The sequence below is a fragment of the Synechococcus sp. Nb3U1 genome, from assembly GCF_021533835.1.
In the GTDB taxonomy this organism is placed as follows: Bacteria; Cyanobacteriota; Cyanobacteriia; order Thermostichales; family Thermostichaceae; genus Thermostichus.
On record NZ_JAKFYQ010000002.1, the window covers coordinates 300767 to 319041 of the forward strand.

The 18275-nt window shown below is 54.2% G+C and carries 17 protein-coding genes; 10 read left to right on the forward strand and 7 right to left on the reverse strand.

All coding sequences use genetic code 11. From position 1 onward, the window contains the following. Positions 1–22: 22 nt before the first annotated feature. Entirely contained in the window at positions 23–184 is a 162-nt protein-coding gene (locus L1047_RS11860; RefSeq protein ID WP_235279183.1) for a hypothetical protein, read from the reverse strand. Positions 185–301: 117 nt separating this feature from the next. Here L1047_RS11860 and corA point away from each other — a divergent pair, with 117 nt between their 5' ends. Beyond that, a complete protein-coding gene (gene corA / locus L1047_RS11865; protein ID WP_235279184.1) occupies positions 302–1477 on the forward strand; it encodes a magnesium/cobalt transporter CorA in 1176 nt (391 codons plus the stop codon). Between the two features lie 182 nt (positions 1478–1659). Then, on the forward strand, positions 1660–2748 hold the full coding sequence (locus L1047_RS11870; RefSeq protein WP_235279185.1) for an ABC transporter substrate-binding protein: 1089 nt from the start codon (positions 1660–1662) through the stop codon (positions 2746–2748). 149 nt (positions 2749–2897) lie between these two features. Here the strand turns inward: L1047_RS11870 and leuS are convergent, their stop codons facing one another. Both leuS and L1047_RS11880 read right to left on the reverse strand, forming a co-directional pair. Further along, positions 2898–5549: a leucine--tRNA ligase gene (gene leuS / locus L1047_RS11875; protein WP_268836682.1), complete on the reverse strand. Its 2652-nt coding sequence runs from the start codon at positions 5547–5549 to the stop codon at positions 2898–2900. Positions 5550–5702: 153 nt separating this feature from the next. Beyond that, the gene (locus tag L1047_RS11880) at positions 5703–6593 is read right to left on the reverse strand and encodes a ferredoxin--NADP(+) reductase (protein ID WP_235279187.1); all 891 of its coding nucleotides are present in this window, start codon (positions 6591–6593) and stop codon (positions 5703–5705) included. Between the two features lie 339 nt (positions 6594–6932). Here L1047_RS11880 and L1047_RS11885 point away from each other — a divergent pair, with 339 nt between their 5' ends. Continuing rightward, complete coding sequence (locus L1047_RS11885; protein WP_235279188.1) at positions 6933–7940, forward strand: phosphoribulokinase; 1008 nt, start codon at positions 6933–6935, stop codon at positions 7938–7940. Positions 7941–8048: 108 nt separating this feature from the next. Beyond that, positions 8049–8780: a 6-phosphogluconolactonase gene (gene pgl, locus L1047_RS11890; RefSeq protein WP_235279189.1), complete on the forward strand. Its 732-nt coding sequence runs from the start codon at positions 8049–8051 to the stop codon at positions 8778–8780. Between the two features lie 70 nt (positions 8781–8850). Here the strand turns inward: pgl and L1047_RS11895 are convergent, their stop codons facing one another. Both L1047_RS11895 and L1047_RS11900 read right to left on the reverse strand, forming a co-directional pair. Next, positions 8851–9021: a hypothetical protein gene (locus L1047_RS11895; RefSeq protein WP_235279190.1), complete on the reverse strand. Its 171-nt coding sequence runs from the start codon at positions 9019–9021 to the stop codon at positions 8851–8853. A gap of 11 nt (positions 9022–9032) precedes the next feature. Beyond that, the gene (locus L1047_RS11900) at positions 9033–10112 is read right to left on the reverse strand and encodes a class I SAM-dependent methyltransferase (protein ID WP_235279191.1); all 1080 of its coding nucleotides are present in this window, start codon (positions 10110–10112) and stop codon (positions 9033–9035) included. 543 nt (positions 10113–10655) lie between these two features. Here L1047_RS11900 and L1047_RS11905 point away from each other — a divergent pair. After that, on the forward strand, positions 10656–11315 hold the full coding sequence (locus tag L1047_RS11905) for a TetR/AcrR family transcriptional regulator (protein ID WP_235279192.1): 660 nt from the start codon (positions 10656–10658) through the stop codon (positions 11313–11315). 22 nt (positions 11316–11337) lie between these two features. Here the strand turns inward: L1047_RS11905 and L1047_RS11910 are convergent, their stop codons facing one another. Further along, positions 11338–12546 carry an alpha/beta hydrolase gene (locus tag L1047_RS11910; protein WP_235279193.1) on the reverse strand — a complete coding sequence of 403 codons (1209 nt, stop codon included), beginning with the start codon at positions 12544–12546 and terminating at the stop codon, positions 11338–11340. 325 nt (positions 12547–12871) lie between these two features. On the opposite strand from L1047_RS11910, the gene murA reads away from it, so the two are divergent. From murA to L1047_RS11935, 5 genes are all read left to right on the forward strand, one after another. Then, positions 12872–14227, forward strand: coding sequence for a UDP-N-acetylglucosamine 1-carboxyvinyltransferase (gene murA / locus L1047_RS11915; RefSeq protein ID WP_235279664.1), 1356 nt, complete (start codon positions 12872–12874; stop codon positions 14225–14227). Between the two features lie 223 nt (positions 14228–14450). After that, entirely contained in the window at positions 14451–14663 is a 213-nt protein-coding gene (locus L1047_RS11920) for a hypothetical protein (protein ID WP_235279194.1), read from the forward strand. Between the two features lie 134 nt (positions 14664–14797). Beyond that, complete coding sequence (locus L1047_RS11925) at positions 14798–15004, forward strand: hypothetical protein (protein ID WP_235279195.1); 207 nt, start codon at positions 14798–14800, stop codon at positions 15002–15004. 235 nt (positions 15005–15239) lie between these two features. Then, a complete protein-coding gene (locus L1047_RS11930) occupies positions 15240–16022 on the forward strand; it encodes an ABC transporter permease (RefSeq protein WP_235279196.1) in 783 nt (260 codons plus the stop codon). A gap of 171 nt (positions 16023–16193) precedes the next feature. Further along, on the forward strand, positions 16194–17186 hold the full coding sequence (locus L1047_RS11935; protein WP_235279197.1) for an isopenicillin N synthase family dioxygenase: 993 nt from the start codon (positions 16194–16196) through the stop codon (positions 17184–17186). Here the strand turns inward: L1047_RS11935 and L1047_RS11940 are convergent. Then, positions 17183–18193: an adenylate/guanylate cyclase domain-containing protein gene (locus L1047_RS11940; RefSeq protein WP_235279198.1), complete on the reverse strand. Its 1011-nt coding sequence runs from the start codon at positions 18191–18193 to the stop codon at positions 17183–17185. The genes L1047_RS11935 and L1047_RS11940 overlap by 4 nt on opposite strands. Between the last annotated feature and the right edge of the window lie 82 nt (positions 18194–18275).

The window sequence follows — 18275 nt, forward strand, 5'->3', positions numbered from 1 at the left end:
AGGGAAAATTGAAAGTTCAGGGTCAAGCTTGAGCGGGAAGACTTATCGGGATCCCTCTCGCAGCAGAAAAAAATATCATACCGGCGATGACGCTAATGGTTGCACCGGCAATCAATGTGGCCATTCTCACCATGCCATCTGTCGCCATGGCCATTTCCAGCCGTTCGAGCCGTTTTTCGCTCATCCCTAAACCCAGTTGCCTTGAACTTAAGTATGACAAAAGACACCCGACAACAGGGGATCCAAGGCGGAACAGGTAGCGGATAGTAGGGAATGGCTATGTATTCAGGGATCCCTTGCCATGCGCGAACATGCCCCCATTGTCCCCGTCCTGTCTGCTCCTGAGGAAGAGGAAGAATCTTACCTGGATTACTACTATGACGATCCGGGAGAGGCCCCCGGCACCCTCAATATCGATCCAGATGCGCCTCTGCCAGAGATCCTGCTCATCGACTACACTCCAGAACGGTCGACATGTCGCCCTCTCACCCATTTAGAAGAATGCCGCCCCTATCTACTGTCTCCTTCGGTTGCTTGGATCGACATTCGCGGCCTGGGCAGCCAAACGGTGATGGAACAGGTCGGCCATGTCTTTGGTTTACACCCGCTGGCTCTTGAGGATGTTGTGAATGTACCGCAGCGACCCAAAGTAGAAGAGTACGAAGAGCACTTGATTTTGATCTGTCGGCTTGTGCAGTTGAACAAGGATCCAGAAGCAGACGAAAGCCTTACTCACAGTCAGGTCAGCTTTGTATTGGGGGAACAGTACCTGCTTAGCTTGCAAGAAACCCCCGACTTCGATGTGTTCGAGCCCATTCGAGAGCGCATCCGTACCCAAAAAGGCACCATTCGCCGCCAGGGAGCTGATTATTTGGTCTATGCCCTGCTGGACATGATCATCGACGGCTATTTCCCGATTTTAGAGGAATTTGGGGAACGGATTGAGACCTTAGAAGAGGAAGTCATGACATCTCCCACCCGCCGCACCCTGGAAAAAATCCAAACCCTGAAGCGGGATCTGCTCAGTTTGCGCCGCGCCATCTGGCCCCACCGGGATGCCATCAATATCCTGATTCGAGATGGTAATCCCTTAATTCGCCGCGAGGTACGTACCTATTTGCGAGATTGTTATGACCACTGTATCCAGGTGCTCGACATCGTAGAAACCTACCGAGAACTGACATCTAGCTTGATGGATGTCTATCTCTCGGCAATCAGCAATCGCATGAATGAGGTGATGAAGTTCTTAACGGTGGTCTCCTCGATCTTTATTCCGTTAACCTTTGTGGCTGGGGTGTATGGCATGAACTTCAACCCCGATCGCTCCCCACTCAATATGCCGGAACTCAATGCCTACTGGGGTTACCCCCTCTGCCTGGCCATTATGGTCTGCGTCGGTGGACTGCAAATCTTTTGGTTTTGGCGTAAGGGCTGGTTCGAGAATTTCTCCGCTCCCAAACGGGATCCCTCCATTTAGCTGGCCTACATTCTGAATCTTTCCCTCTGCCCCAGGATCGTTTCTTCACCCAGCAAAGGTATCCTCAAATACAAAAGTCTGGCCCCACCCTGCTAAGTTTACTGTTTGTAATTGTTGCCTCAGTTTTTGCCGCATTCTCGCTGCGGATTCCTCCTGAGTTAGGTACTGTGGAGCTTACCGATATGTCAATCACAAAATCGTCGCGTCGCCAATTCATTCAATCTGCTGCTGCTGCTGCCTCCCTTGTTGCTGCTGGAGGGTACGGCTTACAAGCCAAAGCCCAGAGCCGAGGCCCTCTTCTCGTTTCCCAGGGACTAGCTCCACTCAAGTACACTCTCTCGTGGCTGCCCTCCTCCATGGATACTCCTCTCGTCACCGCCATCCTGAAGGGCTACTTTGCCGATAACGGTGTCGAGGTGACCTATGAGCGGGGTTTTGGCTCCGCCGATTCCATCACCAAGATCGCGGCGGGCCAATACGATTTGGGAGAAGGGGATCCCTACTCCATGATCGAGTTCAACGCCAAGAACCCGGATGTGCCTTTGGTGGCCATTTACGTCCATTTCAACCGCTCGCCCTTCGGCATCTACACGCTAGAAGGCAGAGGTATTACAGAACCCAGCCAACTCGTTGGCAAGAAGCTAGGAGCACCGGCAGGGGATGCCCCTCGTCGTCTCTGGCCGGTGTTTGCCAAACAAGTTGGCATTGATCCGGGCTCGGTGGATTGGCTGACCATGGAGCCGCAACTGCGGGAACCCTTCCTGATTCAAGGTCGGGTGGATGCCATCAGCGGCTTCATGACCTCAGCCATGCCCAATATTGTGCGGGGTGGTGTCAACTTAAATGATATTACTCCCTTCTTCTACAACGACTATGGCCTTGAAATGTATGGAAATGCTGTCATCACTCGTGCTGAATTATTGCAGGAGAAACCCGAAGAACTTAAAGGCTTCTTGAATGGGTATGTCAAGGGTTGGCAAGATACCATCCGCGACACCGACGGCAATATGTTTGCCCTAATCGACAAGCTCAAGGAGCAAGGTCAAGTGTTGGATACCACTATTGAGAAATTGCGCCTCACCCTGGCGATGCCTCGCCTGTTTGTCACTGATGAAGTGCGGGAAATTGGTTTGGGAGATGTTGTGCCTTCCCGTATGGAAACCTCTATCGCCCAAGTCGTGGATGGGTTCGGTTTACCCACTAAGCCCGCTCTGGAGCAGGTGTTTGATGGCAGCTTGTTGCCGCCGAAATCTGAGCGGATGATCGGTTGATTTTACAGCCTTTTCCAGCGTTATCTGATACAGCAGATTCAGGTCAATCCCTTGCCCGATAGGTTTTTTGTCTAGCTCAAGGGCCTGTGTGAAGTCGGCATCTGCCTTAATCAGTAGTAGGTTGAGGCGGGTGCTCTCTTGCTGAGTTGCTAAACCACAAAGTTGACCAATTTCTTGGGCACCACAATCACTTTTTTGGGCAGGGATCCCTCTAGATATTTCTGGGCGGCTGCTGATGTCAGAGCCAACTGTTCTTGTTCCTCTTGGGTCACCTCTGATGGCGCCTCAAAGGAGCCACGCAACTTGCCATTCACCTGGATCACAATCGTGACAGTATCGGCAATCAAAGCTGCCGGGTCATAGCTAGGCCAGGTTTGTTTATGTACAGAGTTAGTCCCCCCTAACTCATGCCACAATTCCTCAGCAATATGGGGGGCAAACGGCGCCATGAGCAAGATTAAAGTGCGGATCCCGTCGGCATAGACTGGCGAGTCCACAAGTGCTGCATCATTGAGGGCATTGCTCAGCTTCATCAGCTCAGAAATGGCGGTGTTGAACTGGTAGCCTTCTTCAATATCCTCGCTGATCTCTTTGATGGCAGTATGGACAGCCCGACGCAGATCTTTTTCCGGTTTGCTCAGGGCTGTGGGGATAATCTCAGCTGTGAGTAGATCTCGAAAGTTGGGCTGCTCCACAAACTCGTGTACCTGCCGCCAGACCCGATTGAGAAAGCGAAATTGCCCTTCTACATCGGCATCATCCCACTCCAGATCTTTCTCGGGAGGGGCTTTGAAGAGGATAAACATCCGCGCCGTATCGGCACCGTAGTTGGCCAACACATCCTCGGGATCCACCCCATTGCCCTTCGATTTGGACATGGTGGCGTAGATGACCTCTAGCTTCTCGCCAGTTTCGGGATCCACAGGATTGTCGGGATCCTTCACCAGAGCCGCCGGGATCCATCTGTCTTTGCCAGATTTGTTGGGATTGAAGTAGGTCAACCCTTGCACCATACCCTGGGTGAGCAAGCGCAAAAAGGGCTCGTCAAAATCTAACAAGCCCCGATCCCGTAGAACTTTGGTGAAAAAGCGCGAGTAAAGCAAATGTAAAATGGCATGCTCAATGCCACCCACATATTGATCCACCGGCAGCCAACCATTGACTTGATCTTTGCGGAAGATGGCTTGGTCATTGCGAGCATCACTAAACCGGAGGAAATACCAGGACGAACAAATAAACGTATCCATCGTGTCGGTCTCGCGGCGGGCCTCCACGCCACAGATTGGGCAGCTCACCTTAACCCAATCCTCCATCTGAGCCAATGGGGATCCCCCACGGCCCCTCAGCTCCACCTCTTCCGGCAAGATCACCGGCAGATCTGCTTCTGGTACCGGCACAATGCCACACTCCGGACAATGGATCACGGGAATCGGGCATCCCCAGTAGCGTTGCCGTGAGATCAACCAATCCCGCAGACGGTAGTTAATCTGCTTCTCCCCCAACCCCTGGCTTTCTAACCAAGCAATTGCTTTTTCTACGCTTTGACCGGGGCCTTTGCCGGCAGGGATCCCGTCTAGAGGGCCGGAATGGATCATCACCCCTTCCCCCGGCCAAGCTGCTGTCAGATCCTCGGCGGATGTGAGGGATCCATCGAGGGGCTGCACCACGAGTTTGATCGGGATGCCAAATTTGCGGGCAAACTCAAAATCCCGCTGGTCGTGGGCGGGCACCGCCATAATTGCCCCGGTGCCGTAGCCCATCAGCACATAGTCGGCAATCCAGATGGGGATTTTGTCGCCATTCACCGGATTGATGGCGTAGGATCCTGTCCAGACCCCCGTTTTTTCTCGATCCTCAGCAGTGCGGTCGATCTCGCTTTGGGCCGCCGCTTGAACTTGATAGGCTTTGACAGCCTCCGCTTGCTCAGGGGTGGTGAGGCTCTCCACCAAGGGATGCTCCGGCGACAACACCATGAAGGTGGCCCCCCAGAGGGTATCGGGTCGGGTGGTAAAAACGGGCAGCTCATCCCCCGATTCCGTTCTGAAGATCACCTTGGCCCCGGTGGACTGGCCGATCCAGTTCTCCTGCATGGTGCGCACCCGCTCCGGCCAGCCGGGGAGCTTCTCCAGATCCGCCAAAAGCTGATCGGCGTAGTCGGTGATTTTGAGGAACCACTGCTTCAACATCCGCTTTTCCACCAGGGCACCGGAGCGCCAGGAGCGGCCATCGGCATCCACCTGCTCGTTGGCCAGCACAGTTTGATCGACGGGATCCCAGTTCACCGCCGCCTCTTTTTGGTAGGCCAACCCCGCCGCCAAAAACTGCAAGAAGATCCACTGCGTCCACTTGTAGTAGTCCGGCGAACAACTGGCCACCTCCCGCTCCCAGTCGTAGGAGAGTCCCAAGCGCTGCAACTGATCCCGCATCTGGGCGATATTTTCATAGGTCCACTTGGCGGGCGGGATCCCGCGGTCAATGGCGGCATTCTCGGCGGGCAAGCCAAAGGCATCCCACCCCATCGGGTGCAACACCGCATACCCCTGCATGCGCTTGTGGCGGGCAATCACATCTGTAATCGAGTAATTGCGTACATGCCCCATGTGCAGCTTGCCGCTGGGATAGGGAAACATCGACAGGGCATAAAATTTGCGGATCCCCTCTTGCAGCTCCGGCGTGCGATCCAGCCCGGTTTCACGCCAATGCGCCTGCCACTTGCTTTCGATGGCCTGAGGGTTGTACCGCGCGTCCACTGTTCGATGCTCCTGGGGAGAAAAGCTTTCCGACTCCACACTGCACTGCAGCGGGATACAAGCATTGTAACGGTTGCCCCTAACCCTTGCGGCAGTCTCTCCACAGCGCAAGTGCAGCTTTCAGTTACAAAAAAACTCTCCCAATATGAGGGAGTTCAGGAACCAGGAACAGGATTTGAAACTAGAGAAAAGGGATTCCTACCATCAGTAGGTTTCCTCGTGCCATTTGTCAGCTTTCTTCAGCTCTTTCTGGAACTTGCTCCAGTCCTGCCCGGCTTGTTCTGCCAGGGGACTCATGAAGCCATTGATGCCATCCTCCATGCCCTTGAGGCCGCAAATGTAGGTGTAGGTATTGGGTTTTTGCAGCATTTCCCACAATTCCGGGCCATATTCCGCCATGCGGTTTTGCACATACATCTTTTTGCCATCGGCGGTTTGCTGTTCGCGGCTGATAGCGTAATCCACTCGGAAGCGCCCTCCGTACAGAGCTTTCCAAGCCTCGAGATCCCCTTGGTAGAGCAAGGTGGAGGAGGTGGGTACGCCAAAGAACAGCCAAATGTTGCCCTTGTAGCTGGGATCCTCCTCGAACAGGTGCTTGATGAAGGCGCGGAAAGGAGCAATGCCGGTGCCCGTAGCGATCAAGATCAGGTTGGCATTCTCATCTTCCGGCAGCAGGAAGGTTTTTCCGGCAGGCCCCGTGATCATCACCTCGTCACCCGCTTTCAGATCGGTGAGAAACCCTGAGCAAACACCAACCCCTGGCTCACCCGTGTCTTTGTCCACATGTTCAGCCCGTTTCACACTCAGAGAAACCGTACGCCCTTCCCCATCATCCCCAAATCGGGTAGAGGCAATTGAGTAGAGACGGGGCTTGTGGGGTTTGCCTTTGGCATCTTCGCCAGGAGGGATAATGCCAACGCTTTGGCCTTCCAGATACTTGTATTTTGGATCCGGCAAGCTCAGCACGATATGTTTGGTCAAGCCGGGTGCCCCTTCGCCCACAATGGAGTAGGTCTCCACACATTGGCCGATCATGGGCGCGTTAGGACGATACAGATTGACAACAATCTCTTGCTTTTCTGCGCTAGCAACCATAACTGCGATCTTCTCCTGGCATCGGGAGGAAATTCCATAGCAAACACCTTAGCAGCCTCTTTGCCACAACGGATCTGAGGGATAGGAGCACGAATGGGGATGGGACAGCCTCCATCGGTCGATCCTGAGAAGCAGAACCCCGAGAGGAGCTACTGAAGCCCAATCCGGCGGCAGAAAATATGCACTTTTTGTTAAATTATTCTTTGAGGCGTTCCCCTTTCCGGCCCCAGGTGGGTTGTGGTGTAACGGCTCAGTTTGGTATTATGCAGAACCGTAACAGAGCGTAACTTTTTTAGCGATTTTCCTCATTTTTGCCCTGTCCATCCCCAAGGAGTTCTCATGGCAAGCAGTCCTGATCGCGTTGTGATGATTGGTGTCGCCGGAGATTCTGGCTGCGGCAAATCGACGTTTTTGCGGCGGCTGGGGGATCTGTTCGGTCGGGATCTGATCACGAGCATCTGTCTGGACGATTACCACTCCTTGGATCGCTATCAGCGTAAAGAGAAGGGCATTACGGCACTGGATCCCCGCGCCAACAACTTCGACCTGATGTACGAGCAGGCCAAGGCCCTGAAAAACGGCCAGAGCGTGATGAAGCCCATCTACAACCACGAGACCGGCCTGATCGACCCGCCGGAATTGGTAGAGCCGAATCGCATCATTGTGCTGGAGGGTTTGCATCCTCTCTACGACGAGCGGGTGCGGGAGCTGCTGGATTTCAAGGTGTATTTGGATCTGGCCCCTGAGATTAAGGTGGCCTGGAAAGTGCAACGGGATATGGCGGAACGGGGCCACACCTACGAGGATGTGCTGCGCTCGATTGAGGCCCGCCGCCCCGACTTTGAAGCCTATATCGATGTGCAGAAGCAATACGCCGATGCGGTGATCGAAGTATTGCCAACGAGGCTGCTACCGGAGCTGGATCAAGAACACAAGGTACTGCGGGTGCGCCTGGTGCAGCGGGAAGGGGTGAACTACTTTGACCATGCCTATCTGTTCGACGAAGGCTCCACCATCGATTGGATCCCCTGCGGCAAGAAGCTGACCTGCTCCTATCCTGGTATTCGGCTACATTATGGCCCTTCTAGCTACTTCGACCATCCCGTTTCGATTTTGGAAATTGACGGCACCTTCGACAAACTGGAAGAAGTAGTCTACATCGAGAACCATCTGAGCAACATCTCTACCCACTACTATGGTGAGCTGACAGAACTGTTGCGCAAACACCCAGAATATCCGGGATCCCGCAATGGCTCTGGCCTGATTCAGGTGTTGGTGGGTCTGAAGCTGCGCTCCGTTTATGAGCAAATTCGGGCAGAAGAGAAAGAGCTAGCGGTAGCCTCCTAATTCTCACCCCAGGGATCCCTTTTGCAGCTACATTGGTGCGAGTAGGCTAATCGTCCTCCAGATGACTTGGAGGGTCATTGGCGGGGATCTGCGACAAGGGGTTGGTGCATGCAGGGGTTCCAATTGGAGATCTTCCCAGAGGGATCCGCTCTTATTCAGCGAGCCATCCAGATCTGGCAGCAGAGTGCAGCCCCAGCGATCCAAGAACGGGGTCGTTTCACGGTGGCCTTGGCAGGAGGAAGCACCCCCAAGAAGCTATATGTTGCCTTGGCGCAAACCCCAGGGATCCTCTGGCAGCAAACTTGGCTATTTTGGGGGGATGAGCGCTACGTTCCCCCCGATCACCCCGATAGCAACTACCGCATGGTGCAGGAAGCCATGTTGGATCAAATCGAGATCCCAGAGGCCCAGGTTTTCCCGATGCCTACCCAGGCAGGGGATCCGGCCCAGGATGCCAGCCAGTACGAGGCCCAACTCAAGCAGCTATTCAGCGGAGATTGGCCCCAACTGGACTTGGTATTACTCGGGATTGGGGAAGATGGCCATACTGCTTCCTTGTTTCCCGGCACAACCGCTCTTGCAGTACAGGATCGCTGGGTAACCGTCGGGCAAAAGGATGAGGATCCCCGTTTGACCTTGACCTACCCTGTTCTCAACCAAGCGGCACAGGTGGTATTTTTGGTAACTGGGGCAAACAAAGCAGCCATTATCAAGGAAGTGCTGACGACAGAAGCCCATTTGCCCTGTCAGGCGGTGAAACCGCAGGGACGGTTGCTGTGGTTACTGGATACAGCAGCAGCAGCTCAACTGCCCCTGCAAACCGGTTTAATAAAGGCTTGAGCTGACAAAAAACTCTATCCATACCCGTCACGCACCGACTGGATGGAAACTCGCCGACACTAGGAGGCGCTTACCCTTTGGGAATGGCGGTGGGTGCGGAGGTAGGAGATTTCACAGGAGAGCCTGCTCCCAAATCCGTCAACGGCTTAGATACATAAAGGGTAAATGATTTGACAGAAGAAAGGGATCCCGACCCAGCTTTTTTCGCGAGTAGGGATCCGATGGCACACAACTGACACATGGCTAGAACCTTTAGTTTTTCCGAATCACGTAGTAGTCATTCATGATGTCGTGGGGCAACTCGTGGAGGATGACCGAGGTGAACCCCGCCTCTTGGAGATACTGTTTAGCCTGTTCACGTCCCCACATGGTTCCTAAGCCTACTCCGCCTGCGGCCAAAGATACCGACATACAGTGCATACAAGAAATCGTATAGAGGAATGGTGCAAGCGGGTGCTCCATATTGCCATCTACCTGAGTGGTAGCGCGGATGTCTTGCATCAGGTAGACCCCATCTGGGCGCAGAGCGCGACAGATATTTTTTAAAACTTGATCGGGTCTTGCCTGATCATGAACAGCATCAAAAGTGGTGATAAAATCATAGGAATCAGGTTCATTAAACTGGGTAGTATCCTGGACAAAATAGTGAACATTGGTCACCTGATATCGTTCAGCCTCGGCATTGGCAAACGCAATTGCATCTGAGTTCAAGTCATACCCCTTAAAGCGACTATTAGGGAAAAGACGAGCCATTTTTAATAGGGCTTTGCCACGCCCACACCCTACATCTAACACATCAATACCCTGTTGCAGGGTTGCTTGGACTTCTGGGATCAAAGGCAAGATGTGCTCTTCAAGAGCTTCCACGATATTTAGATTGCTATCTTCGGCCATCACCTGATGAAAACGGCCATATTCTGAGTAGTTGACACCACTCCCTTGATGGAAGCAATTCACGATCTTGTCTTCAACTGAGGCCAAGACAGGAATATATTGGGCATAGGTGGCAAAGTTAGCAGCTCCAGCAGCACGAGTGAGAAACGCAGCATGTTCTGGAGGCAGAAAATAAGTGTGCCCAGAGCTTTCATACTCAATGACTCGAGCCGTCACCAAAGCATTCAACCATTCCCGTACATAACGTTCTTGCAAGTTGGCAGCCTCTGCAATCTGTTGACTGGTGGATTTGGGTAGGGATCCCATAATGTCAAATAGCCGAGTTTGATGGCCAACAGACATCATCAATACTAAAGCTGCGTGATTGAGCGCATTGAGAGTATGTTCCGCAAAGGCTTCTGCTTTCTCTTGAGCAAAAGCAACTTGAGTATCCGACATATTGACTCTCCTGTTTGGATGGATGAAACCGGACTGCGAATTTTCTGAGCCTTGATGCCTGTGAAGGGCATTGAGTTTTCGTGAGGAGCAAAGAGCTTACTCAGAGCTTCGGTAGCACACAAACCCATAGCGATACACGCCAGAACGGCCATTGATGGCAATGCGGCGCGGAGCCAAGGGGTGAGCGAGAAGTTTTTTATACAAACTGGTTTGTATAGTATCTGGATCCCCCCCGTGAGATCAAGGCTTTTTGATGAAGAAATGTAAATCGTGCCTCTTAAACTCTTTCCAGAAAGGGTTTTGGATATGGATGACCTTGTCGGGCAGAAGACTCACCTTGAACAGACTAGATGGTTTTCATGGTAGAGTAAGTTCTAGGGGATCCCTGTTGGGCCTAGGAGCGCTCCCGGCCTGAGGGGGCGAGTTGTGCGTTCCATCCGGATCCAGCACCCCAAGCTCTAGATTGCAGGTGTGAGATTGTCAATCAGTGGCTGATCTTTCAAAAAATATTGATTGGCGAACTCAAAAGTGAGAAATTGACCCATGGCAAAAAATGGCGCTCAAACCAAAAACAGCATCTTGGATGCAGCTCATCAGTTGGTGCTGGGGTATGGACTGGCAGGTACTTCCATAGACATGGTTTTGGAAAAAGCTGGGATTACCAAAGGAGCTTTTTTTTATCACTTTAAGAGCAAGGCGGAACTGGCAAAAGCCTTAGTGGAGCGCTACGCTAGCCAGGATGCCGCACATTTGGATACTCAACTGGATCGGGCAGAAAAGCTCAGCCGGGATCCCTTGGAACAGGTGCTAATTTTGGTGGGACTGTTTATTGAAGAAGCCGAACAGATTTCTGAGCCGGGGGCAGGATGTCTGTATGCCTCTTACGTCTATGAGTTTGAGGGTTTGGATACTGAAATCCGCGCACTCTCAGCTCACGCACTGCTGCGTTGGCGAGAAAAATTGGGTCGAAAATTTGAGGAGGTCATGGCGCTTTATCCCCCTCAGCTGCCCGTCAAGGCTCAAGATCTGGCTGATGCGTTGGTGTCTGTTTTTGAAGGATCTTTCATTATGATCCGGGTTTTGCAGGAGCCTCAGCAAATGAAGCATCAACTCACCCATTATCGCAATTATATTGAGTTGTTGTTTCGTCCCACGCTGAGAGAAATTGCCGTAAACCCCGACGGATTTACCCGTGGGATATGAGATGGTGAGCGACAGCGAGCAATTAGCTTGGTTCTTGGGCAGGAACCTTCAAGGTAGACGCCAAAAATCGCTCCGTAGCGTAGAGAGCCATTTGGCTGCTCAAGCCCCGGGGTACCGCATCAAAGGCGTGATCGGCCCACGGGATCCGGATCAAAAGGGCCTTGTTCTCCATCTGTTGCAAGCGCTCGGCCAAAAGTTGCCCATACTTGGGCTGCACCACATGATCCCGCCCACCATAGATAAGCAGCGTTGGCGGAAGCTGCGGACGCACCTGGTGAATGGGAGAAGCCTGGCGGTACAGATCCGGTCGGGTTGCCGGGGATCCCCCCAAAAACGCCTCCAGCACCGCACGGGTATTGATAGGGTCAGGTCGAGGCGGATCCGCATAGCCTGCCGCCAAGTCCACCGGCCCATACAAGACGATCACCGCTCGCAAAGGAGTCGGTTGGGGTTCAGCACGGTAGGCCAACATCAAGGCCAACTGCCCCCCGGCAGAACGTCCCATCACCGCCATCCGTTCCGGATCCACTCCCCATTCCTGGGCGTGTTCCTGCACAAAGCGCACCCCAGCTCGCACATCTTCTAGTTGTGTAGGAAAGCGGTATCGGGGGGCATGGCGATAGTCAAGGGCAATCACCGTGTAGCCTTGGGCCGCCAAAGCGTGGTTAAACAGGGCGTTATCCTCCGGGGATCCCCGTTGCCAAGCCCCCCCATAAATCACCAACACCCCAGGGTAAAGGCCCTGGGGCATATCGTGGCGGTAGTGCACCGGAGGCATGTAGATCCTTAGTTTGAGGGGGATCCCATCCGGTTGGGCAAACACCTGTTCTTGCGGTTCCCGAATCGGATCGAGTGGGATCCCAGCCAAACTGTCCCACAATTGAATTGGCTGTCTGGGCGGGGCAGTAGGGGCAGCCGAGACAAAAGGCTGTAGGGTCTGCTCCACCTGTCGCACCGTCATAGGAACCTGCAGCAGCGGCACCGAAAATAATCCTAGTGCCAGGAGTCCGAGTAGCAATGGCCCCGCCGATAAACCCGCCAGGATCCCGAGCATCGCCAAAACCAACACCACCCCATTCAACAGCCACAAGCCAGGGCTCAGTTCCGGCACCCCAATCGACAGGGGCAACAGAGCAAAGGTCGGAGCAGGGACTACAACCCACAAACTCAAAAACAGCAGGGATCCGCTGCTCAGCCACAACCCCACCTCCGCCAATCGGCTTAGACTCATCCGGTTTCCTTTCGGGTTTCCCGCAGGTGTTTTGATCAGGACTCAATAGGCTGCCCTGAGCCTAGCTTGAAAGCGGAGCCCATCTCCCTCTACCCAGTACAGGGGTTGTGTAGATGTGAATCCCCACAAGCAGCCGCTGCAAATCCCATCCCTTTCGGTAAGATAGAGACGAAGTCAGTAGCACTTTTCTTCCTTCCTCCTCCAGGCTCCAATTAGCACGTTTGGCTGCTGCTTCTCTCTCCAAGGGGATCCCCTTGGGCGTACCTGATCATCATGATCATGGTTGATCATTTTTTGTGGGTGAGGAGGAAGATTGAAAGACATCATGGAAGGGTTTGTCCCGTCGCCAACCCTGGCTGGAACCGGATCCCTGCCCGAAACTGCTGGCCCCGTTTTGCACATCACTGGCAAGCACCCTTTACAAGGCCATATTCCTGTTGGCGGAGCAAAAAACTCAGCTCTGGCACTCATGGCGGGATCCCTTTTGGCCCCCGGTGCCTGTCGCATTCAGAATGTGCCGCGCCTGTTGGATATTGAGCGCATGGGGCAGATCCTGACCACACTGGGGGTTAAGGTTTCCCATGTTGGTCATACCCTCGACCTGGATGCTAGCTCCCTTAAAACCTCCCAAGCTCCCTACGAATTGGTCAGCCAGTTGCGGGCTAGCTTCTTCATCACTGGGCCGTTGTTAGCCCGTTTGGGGGTGGCGCGAGTGCCTTTACCAGGTGGTTGTGCCATCGGATCCCGTCCAGTGGATCTGCATGTGCGTGGGTTACAGGCGTTGGGAGCAACCGTCCAAATCGAACATGGGGTGGTTCATGCCTGTGCCCGTAAGTTGGTGGGAACCCGCATCTACCTCGACTATCCCAGCGTCGGTGCCACCGAAACCCTGATGATGGCGGCAACTCTGGCGGAAGGGGAAACGGTGATCGAAAATGCCGCCCAAGAACCGGAAGTGGCAGACTTGGCCCATTTTTGTCAGGCGATGGGAGCCCGCATTCGCGGCGTGGGCACCAATACTCTGGTAGTAGTGGGGGTACCCCGTCTGCACGGCGCGGAATACACCGTCATTCCCGATCGCATCGAGGCCAGTACCTATCTCATCGCCGGGGCCATTACCCGTTCTCACCTGACCATTGGCCCTGTCATTCCCGACCATCTGCGGGCGGTGATCGCCAAATTGCAAGTGATGGGGCTGCGGGTGGAAGAAGAAGGCCCGAACCGCCTGCGCATTGCCCCGGCCCAATTGGAATCCGGTTGGCTCTGCCAGGCTACAGATATACAAACGCTGCCCTATCCGGGTTTTCCGACCGATGTACAAGCGCCGATCATGGCTTTGGCGGCCCTCAGTGAAGGCAGTTGCACCATCGAGGAAACGGTATTTGAAAACCGTATGCACCACATCCCCGAACTGAACCGCATGGGAGCAGATATTCGCCTGAAAAACCGTGTGGCCTTGATCCGGGGGGTGCCCTCGTTTTCTGCTGCACCGGTAGTGGCTACCGATTTGCGGGCGGGCGCGGCCCTAGTATTGGCCGGGTTGGCCGCCGAGGGATCCTCCACCATTCATGGATTGCACTACATCGATCGCGGTTACGAAGCCATCGATGAGAAGCTGCGCAATGTCGGGGCAAAGGTGTACCGGGGGGAAAGCCCGGCGCGGATCCCGGTTACAGCTTGAGGGGGTATAGCCCGATTCTTGGTTGTACTGATGTGGGTCAAACGCAGCACCGCCTGTTCTGCCCCGGAAGGGATATGGCCGCGGAGGGAGCTGCCCAGTGACCCTGCCCTATCACTTGTCCCAATTTACTGACCCACAGAATAGTTGCCACAAGCCTGACCGGGATCACAGGCTGACCGATATCACTGCCCCACCCCACTCCCATCGAGTCCAATAGAGACAGTTGAGTTCCACCACTGCCATGTCTATCCGCCAGATTGTCGAATCTGCTCTACAGCGAGCTTACTTGACCCGTGAGCAAGAATCCCAAATCAACCACCTGCTCTGGCAGCAGCTCTACAGCCAAACCGATCTGGATGCTATCGATCAACTGACCCTCGCCTTGCTCAGAGGGCAGGTACAGGCTGAACCGCGCATGGCATCCTACGCTGCCTAAGGGTTTCTACGTCATTTCATGGGGGCAGTTGCAGAAAAATACGCCAAATCGCTTAGATCAATATCCGTACAACCGCCAAGGCTAGAGGATACCCCAAATTCCATACTGAAAGTACAGTTGGGGCGGATCTCCACATGGACAGTATGCAGGCTATTATCGACGAAGCCTTTCAAACACGGGTGCTGACTCATCGGCAGCAGCGGCATCTGGATGTACTGTTAATGCGCCAGCAATATAGCAGTACGGAGTTGCAGGGGCTACGACAATTGCGCCAAGCCCTAGCAGAAGGCCATGTGGTCTCTGGCTCCGATAGCTTGGTTTTGATGAGCGAATCTACTTAAATCAAGTTCATCCAGCCTTACAGCCTTTTCCAGCTTTATCTGATACAGCAGATTCACGTCAATCCCTTGCTCCATCAAGTTTTTTGTCTAGCTCAAGAGCCTGTATGAAGTCGGAAAAGGCTGTATATTTACATCTAATGACAGTCAAAACTGTCGGATCCAACCGCGGAAAGGGCAGGGAAGTGCTGTACAACTGAGGCAGTGGCGCTGCTGCTCTCTTCTATTGGCTCAACCCATGAAACCCTTTGCTCTGCCGGATCCCTGGGGCATCTATTCTGTTTGGCGTCGCCATGCGGAGGTGTATCGCAAAACCTGGCTGGTGAACTTTTTGCCCCCAGTCACCGAGCCTTTGGTTTATCTGCTGGCATTTGGTTTTGGCCTCACCCCTTTGGTGGGGGAGCTGGTGTACTTGGGGCAGCCCGCCACCTATCTGCAATTTATTGCACCAGGGATGATCGCGGTGGCCATCCTTTTCCAGGCTTTTTTTGAAGGAGCCTACGGCAGCTTTATTCGCCTTAACTATCAGCGCACCTGGCATGCTCTTCTCACCGCTCCTCTCAGCTACACCCAGGTGTTTTTGGGAGATTGGCTTTGGGCGGCTACCCGTGGCTTTATTTCCGGGATAGTCACCGGGTTGGTGACGGTGGTGGTTGGCCTTTATCCCCTGCAGGGGTTGCTGGGATCCCTGCCGATTTTGGCCTTGGGAAGCTTGGTGTTCGCTGCCATGGGATTGCTGACAGCAGGGCTAGTGGTGACGGTGGATCAGGTGAACGTGCCGATCTTCACCTTGGTGGTGCCGATGTTCGTGTTGTGTGGCACCTATTTCCCGCGAGATAACCTGCCGGTTGCCCTGAACTGGGTAGCCAGCTTTTTGCCCCTGTCCAGTTTGGTGGATTTGGTGCGTTGGCCGCTGGGGTTGCCCAACCTATGGCTGCTGGAATTGGCTTGGATGATCCTGTTGGTAGTGGGGGTGGGGGCTTTAGCCCACTGGCAGTTGGCCCGTAGGTTGTTCAGCTAGCTGTTTTAGCTTTTTCGATAAGAGGGGTAGTGAGGGAGTATCCGCTCACACAGCTTTGGGGCCAGCCCTCTTTTAGGGTAGGAGCTGTTCTGAGTAACTGCCTCTGTGTCGGCCATGTCTCCAATCCCTTCCCTTCAGCCTCTTCTCCCTCAACAGAGCGGGATCCCGTGCTTGGACATCACCCCTTTTCGGGAAGGGACAGATCCGCTGGGACTAGCCAAGGCGTTCGGGGCCGCCCTGGAGCAGGTGGGGTTTGTGATCATTACAGGCCACGGGATCCCAGAGGAGATAATCCAAACCGCTTACGACAAGGTGCTGGCCTTCTACGATCTGCCCCTAGACCAGAAGATGCTGGTGGCCATTCCAGATCGGGTGAAAAATCGGGGGTATCTACCGATTGGTATCGAAAGTGTGGCTGCTACCCGTGGAGCAGAAATTCCCTACGGTGACCCTCCGGGTCGTGCGGAGCACGATCTCTGTGAAGCCCTGGTATTTAACGACCTGTTTCGGGAAGATCTGCAACGGCCTCAGGCAGGATGGGATCCCGACTCTGGTAACCTTTGGCCCACCTATCCAGCGGGATTGCGGGCAGCCCTGCTCACCTACGATGCAGCCTTGCTGGGGCTCACTGAAACCTTAATGCGCATCAGCGCCCTGGCATTAGACTTACCAGAAACCTATTTTCTGCCCTTTATGGAGGGGAAAGGGGGAGTGCTGCGGGCGGTGCATTATCCCGAACAAGAGGTGGAACCGAGACCAGGGCAATTGCGCTACGGCGCTCACTCCGACTACGGCGGCTTTACCCTTCTGCGGCAAGATGGGGCACCGGGGGGACTACAGATATACTCCAAGTCAGCGGAGTGGATCGATGTGCAGGCCGTTCCCAACTCCTTTGTCATCAACATTGGCGATTTGCTGGCCCGTTGGACAAATGACCGTTGGCGCTCTACAGTGCACCGGGTGGTGAACCCCCCCAGAGAGGCTTTCGGCGCGAGCCGCCGTCTATCCTTAGTTTATTTTACGGCCCCCCGCGATGATGCTTGGATCGAATGCTTGCCCACTTGCCAGGATGCAGGCAATCCCCCTCGCTATGCCCCTGTACGGGCCGGGGAATATATCCGCTCTAAGTTGGATATCTCGATGATTGGGGAGAGAAGGCACTAAAAACGAGACCAAGCCCGCAGCCATTCCCGTAGCGTTTCCAACCATCCAGTCGGCTGTGTGGCTGCCCAAGGGGATCCCGTGGCCGAGTCTTCATGTGGGAGAAAATTGGTCTGTCCGGGAGGTACTGCATAAACCCGAATGGGCTTGGCGTTGGGAGAGGGTTTCACTGGGTGCGCCTGCACGTGTGAGAGTTGTTCCCTCACCGCTTGATACACAGGTGTGGATAGCAGCAACTGGGAACTGAGCTCCACATTGGCTGACTCCAACCAGGTGGCAAAATTCACCGACTTGCCAAAGGCGGAAACCCGCTGTGGGTCTTGAGGATCGATATTGAGCAAAATCGTGGGCCCGTAGTGGATCCCGAGGGTGAGGTTGACCTCTGGGTAAGAGAGTTCCCGCAGAGTGGTGTTCAGATCCGCCACCGACTCTAGAAGGGCCAGCCCGGTTTGCAGGGCTTGTTGTACTGCTGTCTGAGGATGCTTGAGGCCAAAAAGAGCCAGGCTTTTGAAGCCGTTGTGGCTGGTCAATACCCCCTGATACTGCTTTACAAGCGCACCCATTTGGGTGAAATAGCGGCCCAAGGTATAGACAATATCGTAGGGAAAGTGTTCTTCGTCGAAGGTGGCCATTCCCCGTAGGGAGGCGCTGAGGATGGCGGCTGGGACTCGGCTACCGATGGAATGAGCCCGCAATTGATGTTGGGCCACCTCTACATCTTCACTGTCGATCACCAACCGCTGTAGGGTAACATCCCCGGTAATGCGAGTTTGACAGGCTAGCCGGATGTGCACAGGCAGATCCAGCCGTTCCGCCAATTTTTTCTCGGCAGGGGTCATGATGCGGCAATGTTCACTGCCTTCTAGGATCATGATGCGACAGGTGGAGCAGGCTGCATTTCCTCCACAGGCATGGGCATGGCGTACCCCCGCATCGAGCAAGTTCTCTAAGACGCTGCGTAGGGGGTCGGCCTCAAATACGAGGTTGTCAGGGCGACAGGTAATCTGCATAGTTGGAGCTAGCAAAAGATACTTTCAAGAACACCTAATAACGAGTACGGAGCTGCCTCCGGTTTGGATACGTTTTTCCTCA

Coding starts and splice junctions, on each gene's coding strand:
- L1047_RS11860 (WP_235279183.1), bottom strand. CDS start 184: ATGAGCGAAAAACGGCTCGAACGGCTGGAAATGGCCATGGCGACAGAT.
- corA (WP_235279184.1), top strand. CDS start 302: ATGCGCGAACATGCCCCCATTGTCCCCGTCCTGTCTGCTCCTGAGGAA.
- L1047_RS11870 (WP_235279185.1), top strand. CDS start 1,660: ATGTCAATCACAAAATCGTCGCGTCGCCAATTCATTCAATCTGCTGCT.
- L1047_RS11880 (WP_235279187.1), bottom strand. CDS start 6,593: ATGGTTGCTAGCGCAGAAAAGCAAGAGATTGTTGTCAATCTGTATCGT.
- L1047_RS11885 (WP_235279188.1), top strand. CDS start 6,933: ATGGCAAGCAGTCCTGATCGCGTTGTGATGATTGGTGTCGCCGGAGAT.
- pgl (WP_235279189.1), top strand. CDS start 8,049: ATGCAGGGGTTCCAATTGGAGATCTTCCCAGAGGGATCCGCTCTTATT.
- L1047_RS11895 (WP_235279190.1), bottom strand. CDS start 9,021: ATGTGTCAGTTGTGTGCCATCGGATCCCTACTCGCGAAAAAAGCTGGG.
- L1047_RS11900 (WP_235279191.1), bottom strand. CDS start 10,112: ATGTCGGATACTCAAGTTGCTTTTGCTCAAGAGAAAGCAGAAGCCTTT.
- L1047_RS11905 (WP_235279192.1), top strand. CDS start 10,656: ATGGCAAAAAATGGCGCTCAAACCAAAAACAGCATCTTGGATGCAGCT.
- L1047_RS11910 (WP_235279193.1), bottom strand. CDS start 12,546: ATGAGTCTAAGCCGATTGGCGGAGGTGGGGTTGTGGCTGAGCAGCGGA.
- murA (WP_235279664.1), top strand. CDS start 12,872: ATGGAAGGGTTTGTCCCGTCGCCAACCCTGGCTGGAACCGGATCCCTG.
- L1047_RS11925 (WP_235279195.1), top strand. CDS start 14,798: ATGGACAGTATGCAGGCTATTATCGACGAAGCCTTTCAAACACGGGTG.
- L1047_RS11930 (WP_235279196.1), top strand. CDS start 15,240: ATGAAACCCTTTGCTCTGCCGGATCCCTGGGGCATCTATTCTGTTTGG.
- L1047_RS11940 (WP_235279198.1), bottom strand. CDS start 18,193: ATGCAGATTACCTGTCGCCCTGACAACCTCGTATTTGAGGCCGACCCC.